This window comes from Pseudomonas sp. Mn2068, from assembly GCF_049319725.1.
Taxonomy (GTDB): domain Bacteria; phylum Pseudomonadota; class Gammaproteobacteria; order Pseudomonadales; family Pseudomonadaceae; genus Aquipseudomonas; species Aquipseudomonas gingeri.
Genome location: NZ_JBMOUG010000005.1, coordinates 39,138 through 58,420, shown reverse-complemented (window position 1 = coordinate 58,420; position 19,283 = coordinate 39,138). Strand labels below are relative to the sequence as shown.

Sequence of the window (19,283 nt, the reverse complement as noted above, 5' to 3'; positions counted from 1 at the left end):
GATGGAGGATCCGCCAAAAGGCGTGGGCAAAGGCGGGGGGACAGGGGCCGGCTCGGATCCTTCCGGGCCGGCAGGGTGGGACTAGATCACCTGGGCCAGGTGCAACTCGGTCAGCGATTGTGCCTTGAGGGAGGCCAGCACCGGGTCGCGGCGATCACGGGGATGGGCCAGGTCGACCGACAGGGTCTGGCGAATACGGCTGGGACGGTTATCCATCACCAGCACCCGGTCACTCAGGTACAGGGCTTCGTCGACGTCGTGAGTCACCAGCAGCAGAGCAATGCCGTGGCGCCTGGCCAGTTGCAGGAGCAGGTCCTGCAGTTTCATGCGGGTGAAAGCATCCACCGCGCTGAAGGGTTCATCGAGCAGCAGGATCCGCGGCTTGCTGTACAGTCCCCGGGCGATCGCCACCCGTTGTGCCATGCCGCCCGACAGCGCCTTGGGCAGTGCCTGGGCGAAACCGGCGAGCCCGACTTCCTCGATCAGTTGCGTGACCCAGGCCCGGTCGTAGTGGTCGTCTTCGCTGAAGCCGATATTCTGTTCCACCGTCAACCAGGGCATCAGGCGTGGTTCCTGGAATACGAAGGCGATGGGCGCAGTGCTGTGTTTCAGCTCACCCTGGAAGTCCTTTTCCAGTCCGGCGACGATCCGCAGCAAGGTGCTTTTGCCGCAGCCGCTGGGGCCCAGCAGACTCACCGCTTCCCGCTCATGAAGTTGCAGGCTGACCTGCTTGAGTACCGTGGTCTCGGCAAACGCCTTGCGTTCGACATACAGATCCAGCAATGGCTCGCTCATGTTCATGACTCCCGGTCCTGACCGTTGAAAGTGTCGCGCCAGGCCAGCAGGCGTTTTTCCAGGCCGGCCAGCAGGCCGTCGCTGAGTTTGCCCAGCAGCGCCAGGACAATGATGGCCGCCAGCACGATATCCGGACGCGAGGTTTCCCGGCCGTCGCTGAGCAGATAACCCAGGCCGCGGGTGGCGGCGATCAGCTCCGCGGCCACCAGGAACATCCAGGCCAGGCTCATGCCGCTGCGCAGGCCGGTGAACAGGCCGGGCAGGGCGGCGGGCAGGAGAATCCGCCGGACCAGGCGATAGCGACTGAAACCGAGCATCTGCCCGACTTCCACCAGCTTGCGGTCGATATCGCGAATCGCCGCCACGCCGTTGAGGTACACCGGGAAAAACGCGCCGATGGCGATCAGGACGATCTTCGAGGTTTCGTCGATACCCAGCCACAACAGCAGCAGCGGCACCCAGGCCAGGCTCGGGATCGAGCGCAAACCGGCGAAGGTCGGTTCCAGGTACGCTTCGGCTTCCCGGCTCAGGCCGACCCAGGCGGCAAACACCAGGGCCAGGCCGGCGCCGATGGCAAAGCCGCTGAGTACCCGCAGCAGGCTGGCGCTGATGTGTTTCCACAAGGCGCCTTCGGCCAGGTCGCGCAGGGTCAGGACGATTTCGCTGGGAGCCGGCATCTGGTAGGACGGCACCCAGCCGATGCGCACCACGAACTCCAGCAGGACGATGATCGCTAGCGGCACGACCAGTCCCTTGAGGTTGCGCTGCCAACTGCCGGTACGCAGGGAACCGGCCGGAACGACGCGGGGAAGGGATTTACTCTTGCTGGTCATGGACGCTCCTGGCCCGCACGCGGGTTGCCCGGGTCACTGCTTGGCGACGGCGACGTTGTTGAAGCGGGTATCGATCAACTGGTCGATCACCTGGTCGACGTTGACGCCACGACGGACGAGTTCCTCGGACACGAGGATCGGTGCCGCGGCCTTTGAGGACACCAGGTCCTGCGGGCCGAGACGGGCGTTGCTCAGGTCGGTGCGCGACAGTTGCAGCTTGGCGACATCCAGTGGCAGGCCGGATTCGGTCGCCAGCAACCGGGCCAGTTCGTCGGGGTTTTTCTGGGCCCACTCACGGGCTTTTTCGTAGGCGCCGAGCACCGTCTCAATGGTCTGCGGGTGTTCCTTGGCGTACGTCTCGGTGACGCTGATCACGCCGTAGCTGTTGAAGTCGGGGTTGCGGTACAGCAGGCGCGAACCGGCCTGGATCTGGCTGGCGGCCATATGCGGATCGAGTCCGGCCCAGGCGTCGACATCGCCTTTTTCCAGGGCGATGCGACCATCCGGGTGTTGCAGGTGGACCAGTTCCACGTCGTCCTTGCCCAGTCCGGCCTGTTGCAGGCTGCGCAGGGTGAAGAGGTATGGATCGGTGCCTTTGGTGGCGGCAATCTTCTTGCCCTTGAGGTCGGCGAGGGTCTTGTAGGGTGAATCCTTGCGTACCAGCAGGGCCGTCCATTCGGCGCGGCTGTAGACATAGACCGACTTGATCGGGCTGCCGTTGGCGCGGCTCAGCACCGCTGCCAGGCTGGCGGATGAGGCGAAATCGACGCCACCGCTGTTCAGGTATTCCAGGGAACGATTGCTACCCTGGCTCAGGACCCAGGTCACCTTGCTCTGGGGCAGGGCTTTTTCCAGCCAGCCGAAATGCCGCAGCACCAGGCTTACCGGCGAGTAATAGGCATAATCCAGATGGACTTCGGCCGGGACGGTTTCGCCGGCCTGGGCCAGCGGTTGCAGGCCCAGTACCAGGGCCGTGGCGGCGGCCAGCAGGCGGGCGGCGTGGGTGATGGGATTGAGGGCTTTCATCGGATGCTCCAGGAGAGGGATGGCGGTGCTTATTTCTGAATAAGCAGTCATGGCTCCGATGAACTGCTTAAATGGAATAATGCAGGCTCTGTGCCAGTTGCCTGTCGAGCGTGACTGATCGTTCCCATGCTCTGCGTGGGAATGCCTCCCTGGACGCTCTGCGTCCGCCGGTGTGACGCGCAGCGTCACGAGCTGCGCTCCCACGCCGGAGCGTGGGAACGATCGACAGGGGGAAGCCGGTGTGTTGGCTGGGCGAGGCAGGTAAGTGTCGTCTTGCGAACACTCTGTTGAAGCACTGTTGTTCCAGCAACATCGGCCGCGGGGCTACAAAAACATTGTCAGAGATTGTTTCAAACCGGCATGCTTACCGGCTTCTGCTCCTCGTCGTAGAGACCCGTCCCACATGCCTGCCGTGGCTGCTCACCCGACCGATTCCGCCTCCCGCCGTTCCGCCATCGTCCTGGCCCTGTGCCTGCCCAGCGATGTCCTGCTTTACCTGCTGCTGCCGATGAACACCGCGGCCTTTGGCGTGACCCTGGCCCAGGCCGGTGTGCTGCTGGCGGCCAACCGCCTGGTGCGGATCTTCGGTTACGGGTACGTGCTGCGTTACTACGCCCGCCACGGCGATCGTTCGACGTTGATGCTGGCGGCCGGGGTCAGTGCCTTGTGCGCCCTGGGCAATTCGCTGATCTCCGGTTTCTTCTGGCTGTTGCTGCTGCGCCTGGGCTGGGGCCTGTCCTATGCGGCGTTGAACCTCTCGACGCAAGTACTGGCGACCCTGGAACCCAGTGGTGCGGCGCGTCGGGCAGGGCGCTCGCGGGCGGTGATCGCCATCGGACCGATGATCGCCCTGGTCGCGGGCGGCTGGTTGAGCCTGCAGTTCGGGCCAAGGCTGATTTTCCTGCTGCTGTGCGCGGCCTCGCTGATCGGCTTGTGGGTGGCGCGTGGCTTGCCGACGGTGGGGCATGAACTGTCGGCACCTTCCGGGCGGCGTTTCAACTGGCCGGACAGTGTGGCGATCTGGTCGTTTGTCGAAGGAGTGGCGCTGGACGGGCTGTTTATCTTCGGGCTGTCGTTGCAGGCCTCCGCCGTGCTGGGCGGTAACGCGGTGATTATCGCCGGGGCGTTGATGGCCCTGCGTTATGTCTCGGAAATGCTCCTCAGCCCCCTGGGTGGCCGGGCCGCCGACAGCTACGGCGTGGTGCGCATGCTGTTGCTGTTCTCGATCCTCAGCGGCCTGGCCCTGGCGGCTTTCGGCAGCCACTGGCTGATCCTCGGGGCCGGATCGGTGCTGATCCTGCGGGCGCTGCAACTGCCGCTGGTGGTGACCCTGGTAGCCCGGCGTAACCCCGGTGCCGGACGGGTCCAGGCCCTGGCGTCCAATGCGGTGTGGCGCGATATCGGTGCCGGGGTCGGGCCGCTGCTGGCGGGTGTGCTGTTGCCGGTGGCCTCGGCCAGCTGGGTCTATGCCCTGGCCGGCCTGGCGATTGCCCTGAGTGCGGTGGGCTGTGCGATGTCGCGCGCCAGGTGACCTTGACCCGCGTCTGCGGACAGCTGTCACCCGACCTCGCGAGTGGTCGTCATTGGTTCAAGGCTGCCAGATCCCCACGTCCCGGGTATCGATCTTCTGCGGCAGCAGGCCGGCCGCGAGGAACGCATCGGCGATCTGCTGCTGTTCACCCAGCTGGTCGGCCTTGACCGCCTGCACTTCATAGCTGCGATGGCGGTTGGCGGCCTCGACCGTCGCCGTATCCAGGCCACCCCAGAGCGGGCCCAGAATCTCGGCGGCCTCCTTGGGGTGGGTCTTGATCCAGGTTCCGGATTTCTGCAGTTCGGCGAACACCTGCTTCAGGACTTGCGGGTGGGACTGGGCGTAAGGCGTGCTCGCCAGGTAATAACGCTTGTAGTTCGCCAGGCCCTGGCCGTCGGCGAGGGTGCGGGTCGGCAGTTGCCGTTGGACGCCGCTGAGGAAAGGTTCCCAGGTCACCCAGGCATCGACCTTGCCATTCTCGAAGGCGGCACGGCCGTCGGCGGGAGTCAGGTAGGCGGGGGTAATATCGCTGAATTTCAACCCGGCCCTGGCCAGCGCCGCGATCAGCAGATAGTGGCTGCCGGCGGCCTTGGTCACCGCGACTTTCTTGCCCTTGAGGTCGCCCAGGGTCGTGACCGGTGAATCGCTCCTGACCACGATCGCCTGGGCTTGGGGCGACGCGGCCTCCTGGGCGAAGTAGGTCAATCTGGCTTGAGCCGCCTGGGCAAATACCGGCACCGTATCGGCGACATCCGCACTGATATCGACGTTGCCCACATTCAATGATTCGAGCAGCGGCAGGCCGCTGGGGAACTCGTGCCAGCTGACATCGATATGATCCTTGGCCAGGGCTTTCTCCAGGGTGCCCTGGCTCTTGAGCAAGGTGATCAGGGTCGAGGATTTCTGATAGCCGATGCGCAGGGTCTCGTTGGCGTCGACGCAGGAGGCGGCCAGGGACAACGTGGCGGCCAGGACTGAAAGCAACAGGCGGGAACGGGTAATGCCGGGAACCGGGGCGACCATGAACACCTCGCAGGAACAAGAGTGAGAAGGGTGGGGCCGGTGGTCCGGTGGGTGGAGCTTATGAGAGGCGGGGGGCTTTGGTTAAATAACCTCTTCGCATAACCATAGAGTCGACTGCACCCGTGCCTGCCGAAGCAAGGAAAAAGCATGAAGGCGCTTTGCTATCAGCTATGTTTGAGGCAAGATCCGCACTTTTGTTTCGGGAAGGATCCGTCGTATGTTGGCCGCCATACAGCTAGCCGCGCAACACATTCGTCAGGGCGTCAGGGCGGCAACCGAAGGACTGATCGGACGTGAGCAGTTGGCCGAGCTGATCGTGCTGGCCGCCGTGGCCCAGGAGCATCTGCTGGTGGTCGGTCCGCCGGGAACGGCCAAGAGCGCCGTGGTACGTCGCGTGGCCCAGGCCATGGGCGGGCGCTATTTTGAGTATCTGCTCGGGCGTTTCACCGAGCCGTCGGAGCTGTTCGGCCCGGTCGATCTGAAAAAGCTGCGAGAAGGCACGGTCGAGACCGATGTCAGCGGCATGCTGCCGGAAGCCGATATCGTCTTCCTCGACGAGGTCTTTCTCGGTTCTACGGCGATCCTCAATACCTTGCTCGGCGTGCTCAACGAACGCCGCTTCCGTCGTGGGAATACCCAGATCCACTGCCCGCTGCGCATCTGCGTCGGTGCCGCCAACGGCTTACCCGACGACGAAGCGCTGGCTGCATTCGGCGACCGTTTCCTGCTGCATCTGTTTGTCGACGCGGTTGCGGATAATCAGCTCGAGGCGCTGCTCAGTGGCGGCTGGCAATCGGACCGGCTGCCGGTGCGGCAATTGATGAACCTCAGTGAGCTCGACACCCTCAGCCAGGCTGTGCCGCAAGTGGACATGGAGACGGTTCGGCCTGCACTGGCCAACGCGATTCGTCGCTTGCGTGCGGCGGGCATCCAGTTGTCTGACCGGCGCATCGTCAAGTCCCAGCGACTGATTGCCGCCGCCGCACTGCTGGGTGGCCGCCTGCAGGCCAGCGAGGCGGACCTCTGGCCGCTGCTGTATGCGTTGGCGACCAAGGAAGCCCAGCAGCATGGCCGTGAGGTGCTGCGCGATGTCCTGCAACTGTCGAGTAATCGCAACCTGTTCAGTGCCGTGGAGGAGGCGACGTTGCAGCCGCTGTCCCGCGCCAGTCGCCTGGTGGAAGCGGCGCAGAATTGCCTGATGCGCGTAGCTTCCGGGCAGGTGCTCGACCCGGCCGAGTCCGAAGCGGTATTGCGCGAGATCGATGCGAACTTCTCGCAGGACAGCATGCCTCCCGAACTGCTCGGCCTGCGGGGGCTGCTGGCCAAGCAACTGATGCCGGCGACATGACCTCGTCCTCCCTGGTGACCTGGGGCTGGATTGTGCAACCCGATCCCGCGCCACCGGTTGCCGCGGTGGCCTGGGGGGCCGTCGCCAGGCAACTGCATGCACGCTTGTCGTCGATGAGCGGCGAGCAGCGGCGGGGCCTTCAGGCCACGGCCAATCGTGACGTATTGATCGTCAGTGGCGAGGCCTCACGTCTACCCTGGGTCCCGGGTGTCGATTACGCCTGCGCCTGTGAGCATGCCCCGCAGCTCTGGCTGCCCAGCCTGTGGCAGCCGGATGCGGCGCTGGACCTGTTGGCCCAGGCCTTGTTGGCGAAATTCGATCGGCAGCCGCTGCTGGTTTGGCATCAACCGGCAACCTGCGTGCCGCTGGACCGCTTGCTGCCGGTCAGTACCGAGCTGCTGGCACGCATTGATACGTACTGGGGCTAGTGGCATGCCGGTTCTTTTTCTTTCACGCAGTCCCTGTCTTCGTCCGGCGCCATAGGTCTGTCATGCAATTACCCGAATCCTTGCAACCCTGGCGCCAATGGTTGGAGTGGTTTGCCCCGGAACTGGTGCCGACCCTCGGCGCCTTGCTGGGCTGCATCAGCCCTGTGCTCGGGCCCTTCAAGGGCACGCAACAGGGGGGTATCCCAGAGCCGGATGGCCTGGGCGACCTGCGCCGACGGGGCTCCTATGAGCGGCTGCTGACCAGTGAATGGCTGTTGGCCGATGAGTTTGCCGATGAGTTCCTGCGCCGGGCTTCCAGTGGCGAGCACCTGTTTCTCGCGCCGCAACTGCGGGCGCAGCAGGCGTCGCGGCTGATCGTCGTACTGTTCGATGCCGGGCCCCTGCAACTGGGAGGCGCACGGCTGGTTCACCTGGCGCTGATGATCCTGCTGGCCCGGCGGGCGGGCGAGCATGGTGCGCAGTTCCGCTGGGGTGTGTTGCAACAGGAACCAGGGCTGTTCGAGCTGCATTCGCCGGCGCAACTGCGCCGCCTGCTTGACGCCCGCACCTATGCGACGGTGACCGAACAGCATTGGCAGCATTGGCAGAATTTCTTCGGTGAACAGGAGGAGTCGATAAGCGAGTGCTGGCTGGTGGGCCAGCGCCTGCCTGTGGCGCCGGGCCCGCAGGACCGGGCGGTACGTCGCCTGCAGATCCAGCAGGGCCTGTTCGGCAAGGCGCTGGAGTTGCAGGCGCAGCCTGCGGGGCGTGTGCCGATTGTCTTGCCACTGCCCGACGAGGCGGCGGCCAGGCGACTGCTCAAGGGGCAGTTCGATCATATCGTGCCGGTGGATGCGCACAGGACCACGACCGCCAGGATTGCCTTGACCTTGCCGCCGATGATTTCCACTACCGGGTCTCATGTGGCTGTGCGCCTGCTCGATGACCCCGGTGTGCTGGTTTTCTCGATTCCCAGGTTCGGGCAGAAGAAAGCCGCGAAGGTCATTCGCCAACTCTGGCCCCGTGAGGCAACGCCACTGGGGATGACCTTTCAGAACCGGCAAATCGGCGCGATCCTGAGTGCGGGCGACCAGTTGCGCTTCTGGCAGATACCGCGCATCACGCCGGCCAGCCGGCCTCCGCAGGAAGAACTGTTGGTGCCTGCCGCCACGGCTACGTTGCGGCCTGTCGTGTGGCTGCATTCGGCCAAGAGCAGCCGGGTCTTCCTGTTGACAAGCAATCGCACCCTGGCGTTCTGGATGGCCGCCGAGAAGGATGGTACGCCGGGCTCTTCGGGGAATATCACCCATTACCGTGATCGCGATGTGCTGGGCATGGCGCGGATCGATGACGATACGCTGGTGTATGCCAGTCGCAGTGCGGGCCAGTTGTCTGTTCGTCACGTGACTCTCAACGCAACCCGTTACGAACCCTTCGCCCTGGGCGATGGTCGCGAGGCGACACAGGTACTGTTTTCTCTGCTGCCATTCTGGCGTCGTCGTTTTGGTGCCTGTGCCGTGCAGAATGGTCATGGCAAGCGGGAGAGCTGGACAGTGTTCACTCCCAGCAGCCATCCCCAGCCGATGACCCGCATCGACCTGAGGCCAGGTTATCGGGCCATCGGTCTGTTTCATGAGAACAAGAGCGGGCAATGCGCCCTGGTGGTCAGCGTAGAGGGGGGCACCGGTATCCTCCTGGTCAGTTCCGAAGGGACGGAAACACTCTACGCGGCGACCTCGCGAATCCTGAAAAGCAGTTTCTGCCCGGCTTCCGGGATTCTGGCCCTGATCACCGAAACGCGTGAGCTGGTGGTCTACGACGTGAATGAACGCCAGATACGGCTACAGATACAGACCGCCCGCAAGGAGCTGTCCAATGAGTGAAGTCCTTGCGATGTCCATCCGGCGTCCCGGACTGGTCGGCTGGCAGCCCGTCGATGCGCTGTGGTTTCCCCGTGACTGGTTCGATGAGGCGACGAGCCAGGCGCAGATCGTCCGGCACTGGCAGCCGGGGGCCCGTGTCTACCGCTTTGCCGAGGGCGATGTGCTGTGCTTCAAGCTGACCACGTCGATGGCCTGCGATCGTCTCAGGCCCTGGCCGCTGGTCCGCCAGGGGAGGGCGCTGTGTTCGGCAAGGCTCGAACCGGCTGAAATCAGCGCGCTGCCCCTGGCGGATCTCTGGTTGATCCGCGATGCCCGTGTCCAGGCGTTGAACCTGGCTGACGGGGTCGAATTGCAACCGGGCCAATGGTTCGATATCGATCACTATTCCTTGCTGGAAACCTACGACTGCCGTGAAGTCCTGCCCGAACCGGTGCTGGAGGTCTGGGAGCCGCAGGATATTCACCAGGTGCTGGGCGATGTGATCGGTGCCCCCAGTGCCGAGCGCGATGTGATGGGCAAGGCGCTCAAGGCTGCCGCTGCCGCCAGGGCCAAGATGCCCGCCGCAGCGGCAGGCAAATCCCGTGAACCACGAGAAACGTCCTCGGCGCGGGCCTGGTGGGTACCGGGACTGGCTGTCGTTGCGGTACTGGTTATCTATTGGGAGAGCGCGGTACTTTCCCCGCCTGTCGTGCCTGGCCAGACCGTGCCCATGCGGGTGGTCGAGGCGTCGGCCGGTGGAGGCTTCGACCCGGTCTGGTTTTTTCTCTCGGGTGCGGTGCTGACCTTTATCCTGTGGTTGCTGCGACGCGTGCTCCACGGACGTATCGAAATCGAGCGTCAGGCCCTGGCCGCCCAGGCCCACAAGAAACAGGCCCCGCCGACTGCTCCCGCGGACGACACCCCGGTCCCCGAGCGCAAACCGCCCAATCACCGCAAACCATCGCTTTGGCGCCAGTGGCTGGGCCGGATGGCCATGGCGTCACAGTTGAAGACCTTGCTGGATCGGCGCCAGGCCGCCTACATGCAGCGCATGCTCGATATGTTCGAGCAAGGCGATATCGCCCAGGCCCTGCGCCATGCCATCCCCCTGGACAGCGACCAGCCTTCCGCCGGGCAGGCATTTGGCGCGCCGAAGCCACGGGATGAACTGACGATGGGCCAGTCCAGGGGGGCCACACTGACCTTCAATCTGGCGGAGGATTTCCAGGCTCATCTGCGCAAGCTCTACCGCCAGACCTTCGAGCGCCTCGACCGCCAGGGACGTATCGAAGAGGCGGTGTATGTCCTCGCCGAGCTTCTGCACGTGCGCCAGGAAGCGCTGGATTATCTGGAAAAGCACCAGCGCTACCAGCAGGCGGCGGAACTGGCGTTGACCTGGGATTCACGGCCGGCGGTGATTGTTCGCCTGCTGTGCCTGGCCGGCGACTGGCAGAGGGCGTTGCAGGTGGCCCGTCGGGATCGGGCGTTCGCCGAGGCAGTCCTGAGCCTCCAGGCCCAATGGCCGCAAGCGGCTGAGCGCCTGCGTCTGGAGTGGGCCGATATGTTGGTGGGGCAAGGTGATTGGCTGGACGCCGTGGAAGTGATCTGGCCGCTGTCCGGCGAGCGCGAACGGGCCCGGCAATGGTTGCTCAACGCCGAAGCCGCAGGCGGCACCCTGGCCGCGGCTGCACTGGTCAAGCGAGCAGTATTGTTGCCCGACACCCTGGCGGTCTATGAGTCCTATGTCCGTGCACTGCGTGACGATTGCGAGCGCGCTGACGAGCGTGCCGTCCTGGCCATCGAGCTGATCAGGGTGTCTGCGTCGTCGCCCAGCGTGCGGTCGATGGCGGCGGCGATGGTCCATGGGGTGCTGGCCGATCATGCCGGCGGCCATCCCGGCGTGACGGCAAGGGACCTGAACGCCCTGGTGAAGCTCAGCGGCGACGAATTGCTGAAGCTCGATATGCCCGCCGGGGTGATTACCCCCAATCAATCGAAGGCTTTGCAGTCAGTGATCCCCGTGCCGCATTGGTCGGCACCGTCACCGGGCAGCTATGCACTGTACGACGCCGTCTCGCTGCGTGATGACAATTACCTGGTGGCGCTGGGTGAGTCGGGGGTTGCGGTGGTGGATCGCCAGGGCAGTATCGGTCGACGTTTCACCGTACCGGCCAGTCAGTTGGTGATCGGCAACAATTGCCGGGTCGCCCTGGCACTGATACAGCGCGATTCGGTGTGGCGTATCAGCAAGCTTGACCTGGTGACTGGGACTGCCACGGATCTGGGCGTTCTGCCCCTGGCGCTTTTTGCCAGGCGTTTCGATGGGGTGGCCTGGACCATCGTGACCCATGGGCAGGTGCGAGTGGTGGATATCGACAGGGACTTGGCCACGCTCTGGCATGTCGGCGATCTGCCCGGCCCCCTGGTGTCCCTCGAAGTCACGGCGGACCATGAGTACTGGCTGCTGCGGTTGCCTGACAGCACGCTGGAGCAGTGGACCTACAGCTTGTCCGAGCGCCGGCTGAAGTCCCGTGATCCGCAACCGAAGCCGATCCGGGCGAGTATCTCCTGGCAGTTGTATTGCCTGGGTGAATACATCGAATGCTGGTTCGAATCCCCGGCCGATGATCAACAGGAACTGGTGGTCAACGGCCAGAATCGTCTGCGGCGCTTTCGTTTTCCCGAGATCACCGAGGATACCGAGGCCAGCGTATACGCCGATCAGCACTGGCTGGTGACGGGTTTTTCGGTGTATGGCAAACGACGGCGCTTTCACTTCGTGAACCGCGACACCTCGCAATTATGCGCAATCCTGGATTGGCCCGAGGAAGAGACGCTACGCATCCGCCAGAGTGGCTCGGACTGGATTCTCAGCGACCGCCAGGGTCGGCTTTTCCATGTCAACGTGGCCACCAGCCGGCTTCGCAGCCTGAGCATTCACTGAGGGCTGGCCTGCCCATGACGGGCGGGCCGTTCGGTATTTTCTTCTAACCATATATAAATTGGGTATTTCAGCGGCCAGGGTTATTTCCTATATGGTTCACGCCATATCTTGTTATAACAAGTCAGGACCAGCCCATGGCGCAACTGCTTCCACTGTCTCCCGTCCCGCTCTACAGCCAGCTCAAGGACTTGCTGCGTACCCGCATCCTTGATGGCACCTATCCGCCCCTGGCGCGCATGCCATCGGAGAACGACCTGGGCCAGGCCTTCGGGGTCAGTCGCATCACCGTGCGCCAGGCCCTGGGCGATCTGCAGAAGGAAGGGCTGATCTTCAAGATCCACGGCAAGGGCACCTTTGTCGCCAAGCCCAAGGCGTTCCAGAACGTTTCCACCCTGCAGGGCCTGGCCGAGTCGGTGACGCAGATGGGCTACGAAGTGCTCAACCGGGTGCGCAGCTTCAAGCAGGTGCCGGCCTCGGCACGGGTTGCCGAGCGCCTGGCGCTGCCCGAAGGCAGTCTGGTCAGCGAGATCAAGCGGGTCCGCCTGATCAACCGCGAGCCGGTGTCCCTGGAAATTACCTATCTGCCCCACAGCGTTGGCGAGAAGCTGGAAAAGGCCGACCTGGTCACGCGCGACATCTTCCTGATTCTGGAAAACGACTGCGGTATCGCCCTCGGCCACGCCGACCTGGCCGTCGACGCGGTGCTCGCCGACGCCGAGCTGGGCCAGGCCCTGGACGTGGAGGAGGGCGCGCCGATCATGCGCATCGAGCGCCTGACCCACGATGCCGAAGGCGCTCCGCTGGATTTCGAATACCTCTACTACCGCGGCGACTCCTTCCAGTACCGCCTGCGTATCGACCGTCAGAAGGACGCGCGCCCATGAACCCGATCAATACCCTCGAACAGGAATACGACATCGTCGTCATCGGCGGCGGCACCGCCGGACCCATGGCGGCGATCAAGGCCAAGGAAAAGAACCGCGACCTGCGCGTGCTGCTGATCGACAAGGCCAACGTCAAGCGCAGCGGCGCCATCAGCATGGGCATGGACGGCCTGAACAACGCGGTGATTCCCGGCCACGCCACGCCGGAGCAGTACACCAAGGAAATCACCGTCGCCAACGATGGCGTGGTCAACCAGGCGGCGGTCCTGGCCTACGCCGAATACAGCTATGAAACCATCCAGCAGTTGGATCGCTGGGGCGTCAAGTTCGAGAAGGACGAGACCGGTGACTATGCGGTGAAAAAGGTCCACCACATGGGGGCCTATGTGTTGCCGATGCCCGAGGGCCACGATATCAAGAAGGTGCTGTATCGCCAGCTCAAGCGCGCCCGGGTGCAGATCACCAACCGGTTGATCTCGACCCGCCTGCTGACCGATGCCGAAGGCACGGTGAATGGCGTCATGGGTTTCGATTGCCGCACCGCCGACTTCCATGTGATCAAGGCCAAGGCGGTGATTCTCTGCTGCGGTGCCGCCGGCCGCCTGGGCCTGCCGGCTTCGGGCTACCTGATGGGCACCTACGAGAACCCGACCAATGCCGGTGACGGCTACGCCATGGCCTATCACGCCGGGGCGGAGCTGGCGAACCTGGAATGCTTCCAGATCAACCCGCTGATCAAGGACTACAACGGCCCGGCCTGCGCCTACGTCACCGGTCCCCTGGGCGGCTACACCGCGAACAACAAGGGTGAGCGCTTTATCGAATGCGACTACTGGAGCGGCCAGATGATGTGGGAGTTCCACCAGGAACTCGAAGGCGGCAACGGTCCGGTATTCCTCAAGCTCGATCACCTGGCCGAGGAAACCATCCAGAACATCGAGGAAATCCTGCACAGCAACGAACGTCCGAGCCGCGGCCAGTTCCATGCCGGGCGGGGCACCGACTACCGCCAGCAGATGGTCGAGATGCATATCTCCGAGATCGGTTTCTGCAGCGGTCACAGCGCCTCGGGCGTCTGGGTCAACGAACGCGCGGAAACCTCGGTCAAGGGCCTGTACTCGGCCGGTGACATGGCCGCCGTGCCGCACAACTACATGCTCGGTGCCTTCACCTACGGCTGGTTCGCCGGTTTCAACGCCGCCGACTATGTCGCCGGACGCGATTTCACCGCGCTGGACGACGAGCAGATCGCCAGGGAAAAGGCCCGGGTCTACGCGCCGTTGCAGCGTGAACACGGTCTGCCGCCAGCCCAGGTCGAGTACAAGCTGCGGCGCTTCGTCAACGATTACCTGCAGCCGCCCAAGGTCACGAAAAAGATGGAAATCGGCCTGGAGCGTTTCGCTGCCATCGAGGCCGATCTCGACCAGATGAAGGCCGGCAACCCTCACGAGTTGATGCGTGCCCTGGAGGTTTCGGTGATCCGCGACTGCGCGGAAATGGCCGCTCGCGCCTCGCTGTTTCGCAAGGAAAGCCGCTGGGGCCTGTACCACCACCGGGTCGACTATCCGTTGCGCAATGACGCCGAGTGGTTCTGCCATTGCCACCTGAAGAAGGATGAAAACGGCCGGATGGTCAGCTTCAAGAAGCCGGTCGAACCCTATCTGATCGCCCTCGATGCCGATGAGCAACAAGCCTACAACCGTTTGCGGGTCGCCAACGAAGCGGCCTGAAACACGCAACCTGCAGGAGCCGGCTTGCTGGCGATGGCGGTGGATCAGCTCAGGAAGTTTCAACTGACAGACCGCTATCGCCAGCAAGCCGGCTCCTACAAGGAGTGCATCTCTTCAGGTTGAGCGACTGTTAACAAGAATATAGAGGACACCGTGCCATGGCCTTCCAGCCCCAGGAAATATTCTTTCGCAGCAATGCGCCGGTCACCGTCGACGAAGACAAGTGCATCGCCCACAAGGGCTGCACCGTTTGTGTCGATGTCTGCCCGATGGACCTGCTGGCAATCAATCCGGCGACCCAGAAGGCCTATATGGCCTTCGATGAGTGCTGGTACTGCATGCCTTGTGAAAAGGACTGCCCGACCGGTGCGGTAAAGGTGGAGATTCCCTACCTGCTGCGCTGAGGCGACAAACGACACACTTGCAAGACTCACAAGAAAAAAACGCCACCGGCCCACCACCGGACGCCTGATCCAGCACCCCCTCGTTTCCCACCCCGGTTCCCGGCGGCGGAGACGACTCCATCTTTCATGATTCGAGGGGAAACACCCATGCGTGCACGCATCACTCTTGCCGGCCTGGCCCTGGCCCTGAGCGCCTTTGGCGTCCAGGCCGAGACTATCCGCATCGCCATCGGCACCCAGGACAGCACCATCAACTGCGCCGCTGGCGGCCTGTTGATCCGCGAACTCGGGCTGCTCGACAAGTACCTGCCCAAGGACGGCGCCTACAAGGACGCCCAGTACGATATCCAGTGGAAGAACTTCACCAGCGGCGCGCCGCTGACCAATGAAATGGTCGCCGGCAAACTCGACTTCGGTGCCATGGCCGATTTTCCCGGGGCGCTCAACGGCGTGGCCCATGAGGCGGCGGGCAAGCACAGCCTGTTTATCAGCGTGCTGTCGGGCAGCATCGAAGGCAGCGGCAACGGCATCGTGGTGCCCAAGGATTCGCCGGTGCAGTCGTTCAGCGAACTCAGGGGCCAGACCATTTCCGTGCCGTTCGCCTCGACCGCCCACGGTATGTTGCTACGGGCCATCGCGGCCCAGGGCTGGGACCCGGACAAGGACGTGACGGTGATCGCCCAGCCGCCGGAAGTCGCCGGTTCCGCCTTGCAGGCCAACAAGATCGCCGCCCATGCCGATTTCGTGCCGTTCGCCGAGCTGTTCGAGAACCGTGGTTTCGCCCGCAAGATCTATGACGGCTCCCAGGCCAAGGCACCGACCTTCCATGGTGCGCTGGTGGACAGCGACTACGCCAGGCGCTACCCGGAAATCGTCGTCGCCTACCTGCGCGCCAGTATCGAGGCCAACCAGTTGCTAGCGGCCGATCCGGAGAAGTACAGCCAATTGATCGAGAAGGTTGCCGGGGTCGAGGCCGAGGTCAATTACCTGTTCCATGGCCCGCTGGGCCTGCAGACCCGCGACCTGACCTGGAAACCCGAGTACCGCAAGGCCGTGGCCACGGCCATCGACACCCTGAAATTGCTGAAGAAGGCGGATCGGGGACTCAACACCGACACCTTTATCGATGACCACTTCATTCGCCAGGCCTTCAAGGAGTCCGGTCTCGACTACGACAAGCAACTGGCCAACTACGCCCAGCAGCCGCTGGTTGCCAACGATGCGCTGAGCGGCAAGCCGATCACCGATCCGAAGCAGGTCGCGCAGATCTGGCTCAAGGACGAACCCAAGGTGCGCAGCTACGCCTCGCCCCAGGCGGCGCTCGCCGACCTGGCGAATCTGCAGAAGGCCGGCAAGGCAGTGCGCGCGGTCTATGCCCAGGCCAGTGACAGCGGGATCAAGCTGCTCGCTGCGCAAGCCTGGTTTGTCAGCGATGCCAAGGGCCGCCTGAACGCCTTCCTGCTCAAGGAGCAGGCCCGGCAGTTTGCCCAGGCCCATGGCGGCGAGATTCGGGATTTCGCCGATGCCAGCCGCCAGGCCCTGGCCCAGCGTTGAGGTGAGGAACATGAGTCGCTTGTCTGTCGATCTCGGGCGCCGCTGGACTCTGCGCCTCGCTTCATTGCTGCTCTGCCTGGGAGCCTGGCAGGTGGCGGCGCGCATGCATCTCGATCTCGGGCTGGTGACCTTTCGCAACGTGCCGTCGCCGCTTGAGGTGGTGCAGGCGGCGTGGGCGTTGTTCAACTCCCACGCGCTGCCCCGGCATCTGCTCAGCAGCCTCGGCCGGGTCGCCAGCGGCTATCTGGCCGCGGCCCTGGTCGCGGTGGCGCTGGGCCTGGCCATCGGCCGTTCGAAGTGGGCCGAGGACCTGTTGCTGCCGCCGCTGGAAGTGCTGCGGCCGATTCCGGCAGTGGCCTGGATTCCCCTGGCGATCCTGATGTTCCCGTCCTCGGAACTGTCGATGATCTTTATCACCTTCACCGGTGCGCTGTTCCCGATCCTGCTCAATACCGTGCATGGCGTCGAATCGGTGGACCGGCGCCTGATCGCCTCGGCCCGCAGTCTGGGAGCGGGGCGCCTGGCGATCCTGCGCGAGGTGATCGTTCCCGGCGCCGCGCCAAGCATCGTCACCGGCCTGGCCATCGGCATGGGCACTTCGTGGTTCTGCCTGGTCACCGCGGAAATGATCTCCGGGCAATGGGGCATCGGTTACTACACCTGGGAGGCCTACACCTTGCAGAACTACGCGGACATCATCGTCGGCATGCTGCTGATCGGCGTGCTCGGCATGGCCAGCAGCGGCCTGGTCAAACGTTTCGGGGCGCGGCTGACGCCCTGGTATCGCCCGCAGGAGAAACGCTGATGAGTGTCGCCGAGCGTTTTTCCGCCGCGGGCCGGATCGCCATCGACGGCCTGTCGATTCACCTGGGAAGCGGCCCCGAGGCCTTCGAGGCGGTGCAGGCCCTGAGCTTCGATGTGACACCGGGGGAGTTCGTCTGCATTCTCGGGCCGTCCGGGTGTGGCAAGTCGACCCTGCTCGGCGCCCTGGCCGGCCACCTGGCGCCCAGTGGCGGTTCGTTGCAGGTCGATGGCCAGCCGGTCGACGGTCCTTCGCCGAGCCGGGGCATGGTGTTCCAGCAACACACCCTGTTGCCCTGGCGCCGGGTGCTGGACAATGTTGCCTTTGGCCTGAAGATGCAGGGTATCGGCAAGGCCGAGCGCCAGCGCCAGGCCCGCGAATTCCTCGGTTGGGTCGGCCTGGAGGGCTTTGCCGGGCACTGGCCGAGCCAGTTGTCCGGCGGCATGCAGCAACGGGTGGAGATTGCCCGGGTGCTGATCAACCGGCCGAAACTGCTGCTGATGGACGAGCCTTTCGGTGCCCTCGATGCCCAGACCCGCAGCCAGATGCAGGAATTGCTCCTGGATATCTGGGGACGGATCCAGACCACCGTGGTGTTCGTCACCCATGATATCGACGAGGCGCTGTTCCTGGCCGACCGGATCCTGGTGATGAGTCCGCGCCCGGGCCGGTTTATCGAAGACCTGCGCCTGGACTTCCCCCGGCCGCGCCAGCCGGAACTGCTGACCAGCCCCGAATTCGTCCGCCTCAAGCGCCACTGCCTGGAACTGCTGCGGCACCAGGATGGCCGTCAACTACCGCGCCTGACCCCACTCGGGCTGCCCCTTGAAAACACCCAACCGCGATTTGCCCTATGACCGACCTGATCAGCGACAACTCCGACATTCTCGACCTGCAACCGCGCCTGGAACATGAAGACGCCGGCGTGCGCCGCATCGCCCTGATCGAGCTGGCCGACCTGGAAGACCCGGACGCCTTGCCCTGGCTGATCCACGCCCTGGAGGCCGACCCGGACGGTGACGTGCGCGCCGAGGCTGCGCGCCTGCTGGAAGCCTGGGAAGAACCGCAGGTGGTCAGTGCCCTGTGCAAGGCCTTGCTCGACTGGGACCACAAGGTCCGGGTGGTGGCGGCCCAGAGCCTGAGCCTGCTGAAGACCGAGGAGGCCGGGCACGTGATCCTGCCGTGGGCGGGCCACCCCGATGTGTTTGTCCGCGGCAGCGCCTTGCGGGCCCTGCGCGAGCTGCGCCTGGCTGAAAGTGCCCCCGTGGCCCTGCAAGCGCTGCAGGACCCCGAAGCCAGCGTCCGCCGTGAGGCGGTGGGGATTCTCGGCTGGCTCAAGCAACTCGATGCGTTGCCGGCATTGGCGCACCTGGCCAGTGCCGACCCCGAGCCGGAAGTGCGCCGCGTGGCGGCCGGAGCCCTGGGCCTGGCCAGTGATCCCGCGGTGTTGCCGGCGTTGCAGTCGGCCTTGCTGGATCCGGCCTGGCAGGTTCGCGAAGAGGCGGCGACCACCCTGGGCAAGGTCGGCCTCGGGCAGGCCGGTCCGGCGCTGGAGGCGGCGCTGGCCGACGACTATTGGCAGGTTCGCCTGCGTGCCGCGCGCTCACTGGGGCGCCTGCGCTATGCCGGAGCCCTGGCGGCGCTGATCGAACTGCTCGGTCACAGCATCAGCAACCTGCGCAAGGAAGCCGCCCTGGCCCTGGGCGAGCTGGGGCAGCGCGAAGCGATTGCGCCGTTGCAGGCGGCGCAGCATGACGGTGATCCGGAGGTGCGCAAATCGGTGCGTATCGCCCTGGCCCAGTTGGGCGTCGGTGGCGCCTGATGCAGCCCCTGGCAGTGCGTCATGCGCGCAGTGACGGGCAACTGGTGCTGACCTGGACCGATGGCGAGCAGTCCCTGGCTTATGCCCGCTTGCGTGCCGCATGCCCCTGCGCCCAGTGCCGGGCGGCGCGCCTGCGGGGACGTATCGAGCTGGTCACGGCCGAGGTGCGCCTGGTCGGGATAAACCCCCAGGGCTATGGTGTGCAACTGTTGTTCGACGACGGGCACCAGCAGGGCATCTATCCCTGGGCGTATCTGCGGGAACTGGGCTGAACGGCCCGGTGGCAGCGCCCGGGTC

Annotated in this window: 17 protein-coding genes; 13 read left to right on the top strand and 4 right to left on the bottom strand. The window is 64.5% G+C overall.

The annotated features are described in order from the left end of the window. Positions 1–81: 81 nt before the first annotated feature. Genes ACL9RJ_RS13330 through ACL9RJ_RS13320 form a run of 3 tightly spaced genes read right to left on the bottom strand, consistent with a single transcriptional unit; the run spans position 82 to position 2,654 of the window. Positions 82–795, bottom strand: a complete 714-nt coding sequence (locus ACL9RJ_RS13330; protein ID WP_042934884.1) for an ABC transporter ATP-binding protein — start codon at positions 793–795, stop codon at positions 82–84. Positions 796–797: 2 nt separating this feature from the next. Then, positions 798–1,628, bottom strand: a complete 831-nt coding sequence (locus tag ACL9RJ_RS13325; protein ID WP_017124993.1) for an ABC transporter permease — start codon at positions 1,626–1,628, stop codon at positions 798–800. 33 nt (positions 1,629–1,661) lie between these two features. After that, entirely contained in the window at positions 1,662–2,654 is a 993-nt protein-coding gene (locus tag ACL9RJ_RS13320) for an aliphatic sulfonate ABC transporter substrate-binding protein (RefSeq protein WP_017124994.1), read from the bottom strand. 403 nt (positions 2,655–3,057) lie between these two features. On the opposite strand from ACL9RJ_RS13320, the gene ACL9RJ_RS13315 reads away from it, so the two are divergent. Next, positions 3,058–4,185 (top strand): MFS transporter, encoded by a 1,128-nt coding sequence (locus tag ACL9RJ_RS13315; protein ID WP_017124995.1) that lies wholly within the window; start codon positions 3,058–3,060, stop codon positions 4,183–4,185. A 57-nt stretch (positions 4,186–4,242) separates the two neighbouring features. Here ACL9RJ_RS13315 and ACL9RJ_RS13310 read toward each other — a convergent pair whose 3' ends face one another. Further along, positions 4,243–5,208 carry an aliphatic sulfonate ABC transporter substrate-binding protein gene (locus tag ACL9RJ_RS13310; protein ID WP_178989871.1) on the bottom strand — a complete coding sequence of 322 codons (966 nt, stop codon included), beginning with the start codon at positions 5,206–5,208 and terminating at the stop codon, positions 4,243–4,245. A gap of 217 nt (positions 5,209–5,425) precedes the next feature. Here ACL9RJ_RS13310 and ACL9RJ_RS13305 point away from each other — a divergent pair, with 217 nt between their 5' ends. The 12 genes from ACL9RJ_RS13305 (at position 5,426) to ACL9RJ_RS13250 (ending at position 19,258) form a co-directional block, all read left to right on the top strand. Next, on the top strand, positions 5,426–6,556 hold the full coding sequence (locus ACL9RJ_RS13305; protein WP_422765332.1) for an AAA family ATPase: 1,131 nt from the start codon (positions 5,426–5,428) through the stop codon (positions 6,554–6,556). After that, positions 6,553–6,984, top strand: coding sequence for a hypothetical protein (locus ACL9RJ_RS13300; protein ID WP_422765331.1), 432 nt, complete (start codon positions 6,553–6,555; stop codon positions 6,982–6,984). Before ACL9RJ_RS13305 ends, ACL9RJ_RS13300 begins: the two co-directional genes overlap by 4 nt. 62 nt (positions 6,985–7,046) lie before the next feature. Continuing rightward, on the top strand, positions 7,047–8,867 hold the full coding sequence (locus tag ACL9RJ_RS13295) for a hypothetical protein (protein WP_422765330.1): 1,821 nt from the start codon (positions 7,047–7,049) through the stop codon (positions 8,865–8,867). Beyond that, positions 8,860–11,790: a bpX6 domain-containing protein gene (locus ACL9RJ_RS13290; RefSeq protein ID WP_422765329.1), complete on the top strand. Its 2,931-nt coding sequence runs from the start codon at positions 8,860–8,862 to the stop codon at positions 11,788–11,790. The genes ACL9RJ_RS13295 and ACL9RJ_RS13290 overlap by 8 nt, the downstream gene beginning before the upstream one ends. 134 nt (positions 11,791–11,924) lie before the next feature. Further along, positions 11,925–12,674: a GntR family transcriptional regulator gene (locus ACL9RJ_RS13285; RefSeq protein WP_017125001.1), complete on the top strand. Its 750-nt coding sequence runs from the start codon at positions 11,925–11,927 to the stop codon at positions 12,672–12,674. Between the two features lie 5 nt (positions 12,675–12,679). Then, positions 12,680–14,404 (top strand): fumarate reductase/succinate dehydrogenase flavoprotein subunit, encoded by a 1,725-nt coding sequence (locus ACL9RJ_RS13280; protein ID WP_177116439.1) that lies wholly within the window; start codon positions 12,680–12,682, stop codon positions 14,402–14,404. A gap of 158 nt (positions 14,405–14,562) precedes the next feature. Continuing rightward, positions 14,563–14,808, top strand: coding sequence for a 4Fe-4S dicluster domain-containing protein (locus ACL9RJ_RS13275; RefSeq protein ID WP_017125004.1), 246 nt, complete (start codon positions 14,563–14,565; stop codon positions 14,806–14,808). Positions 14,809–14,955: 147 nt separating this feature from the next. Beyond that, positions 14,956–16,362: an ABC transporter substrate-binding protein gene (locus ACL9RJ_RS13270; RefSeq protein ID WP_177118423.1), complete on the top strand. Its 1,407-nt coding sequence runs from the start codon at positions 14,956–14,958 to the stop codon at positions 16,360–16,362. Positions 16,363–16,372: 10 nt separating this feature from the next. Continuing rightward, positions 16,373–17,167 carry an ABC transporter permease gene (locus ACL9RJ_RS13265; RefSeq protein WP_042934869.1) on the top strand — a complete coding sequence of 265 codons (795 nt, stop codon included), beginning with the start codon at positions 16,373–16,375 and terminating at the stop codon, positions 17,165–17,167. Beyond that, positions 17,167–18,021 (top strand): ABC transporter ATP-binding protein, encoded by an 855-nt coding sequence (locus ACL9RJ_RS13260; RefSeq protein WP_177109313.1) that lies wholly within the window; start codon positions 17,167–17,169, stop codon positions 18,019–18,021. Before ACL9RJ_RS13265 ends, ACL9RJ_RS13260 begins: the two co-directional genes overlap by 1 nt. Beyond that, positions 18,018–18,986: a HEAT repeat domain-containing protein gene (locus tag ACL9RJ_RS13255; protein WP_422765328.1), complete on the top strand. Its 969-nt coding sequence runs from the start codon at positions 18,018–18,020 to the stop codon at positions 18,984–18,986. The genes ACL9RJ_RS13260 and ACL9RJ_RS13255 overlap by 4 nt, the downstream gene beginning before the upstream one ends. Continuing rightward, a complete protein-coding gene (locus ACL9RJ_RS13250) occupies positions 18,986–19,258 on the top strand; it encodes a gamma-butyrobetaine hydroxylase-like domain-containing protein (protein WP_422765327.1) in 273 nt (90 codons plus the stop codon). The genes ACL9RJ_RS13255 and ACL9RJ_RS13250 overlap by 1 nt, the downstream gene beginning before the upstream one ends. Positions 19,259–19,283: the final 25 nt, after the last annotated feature.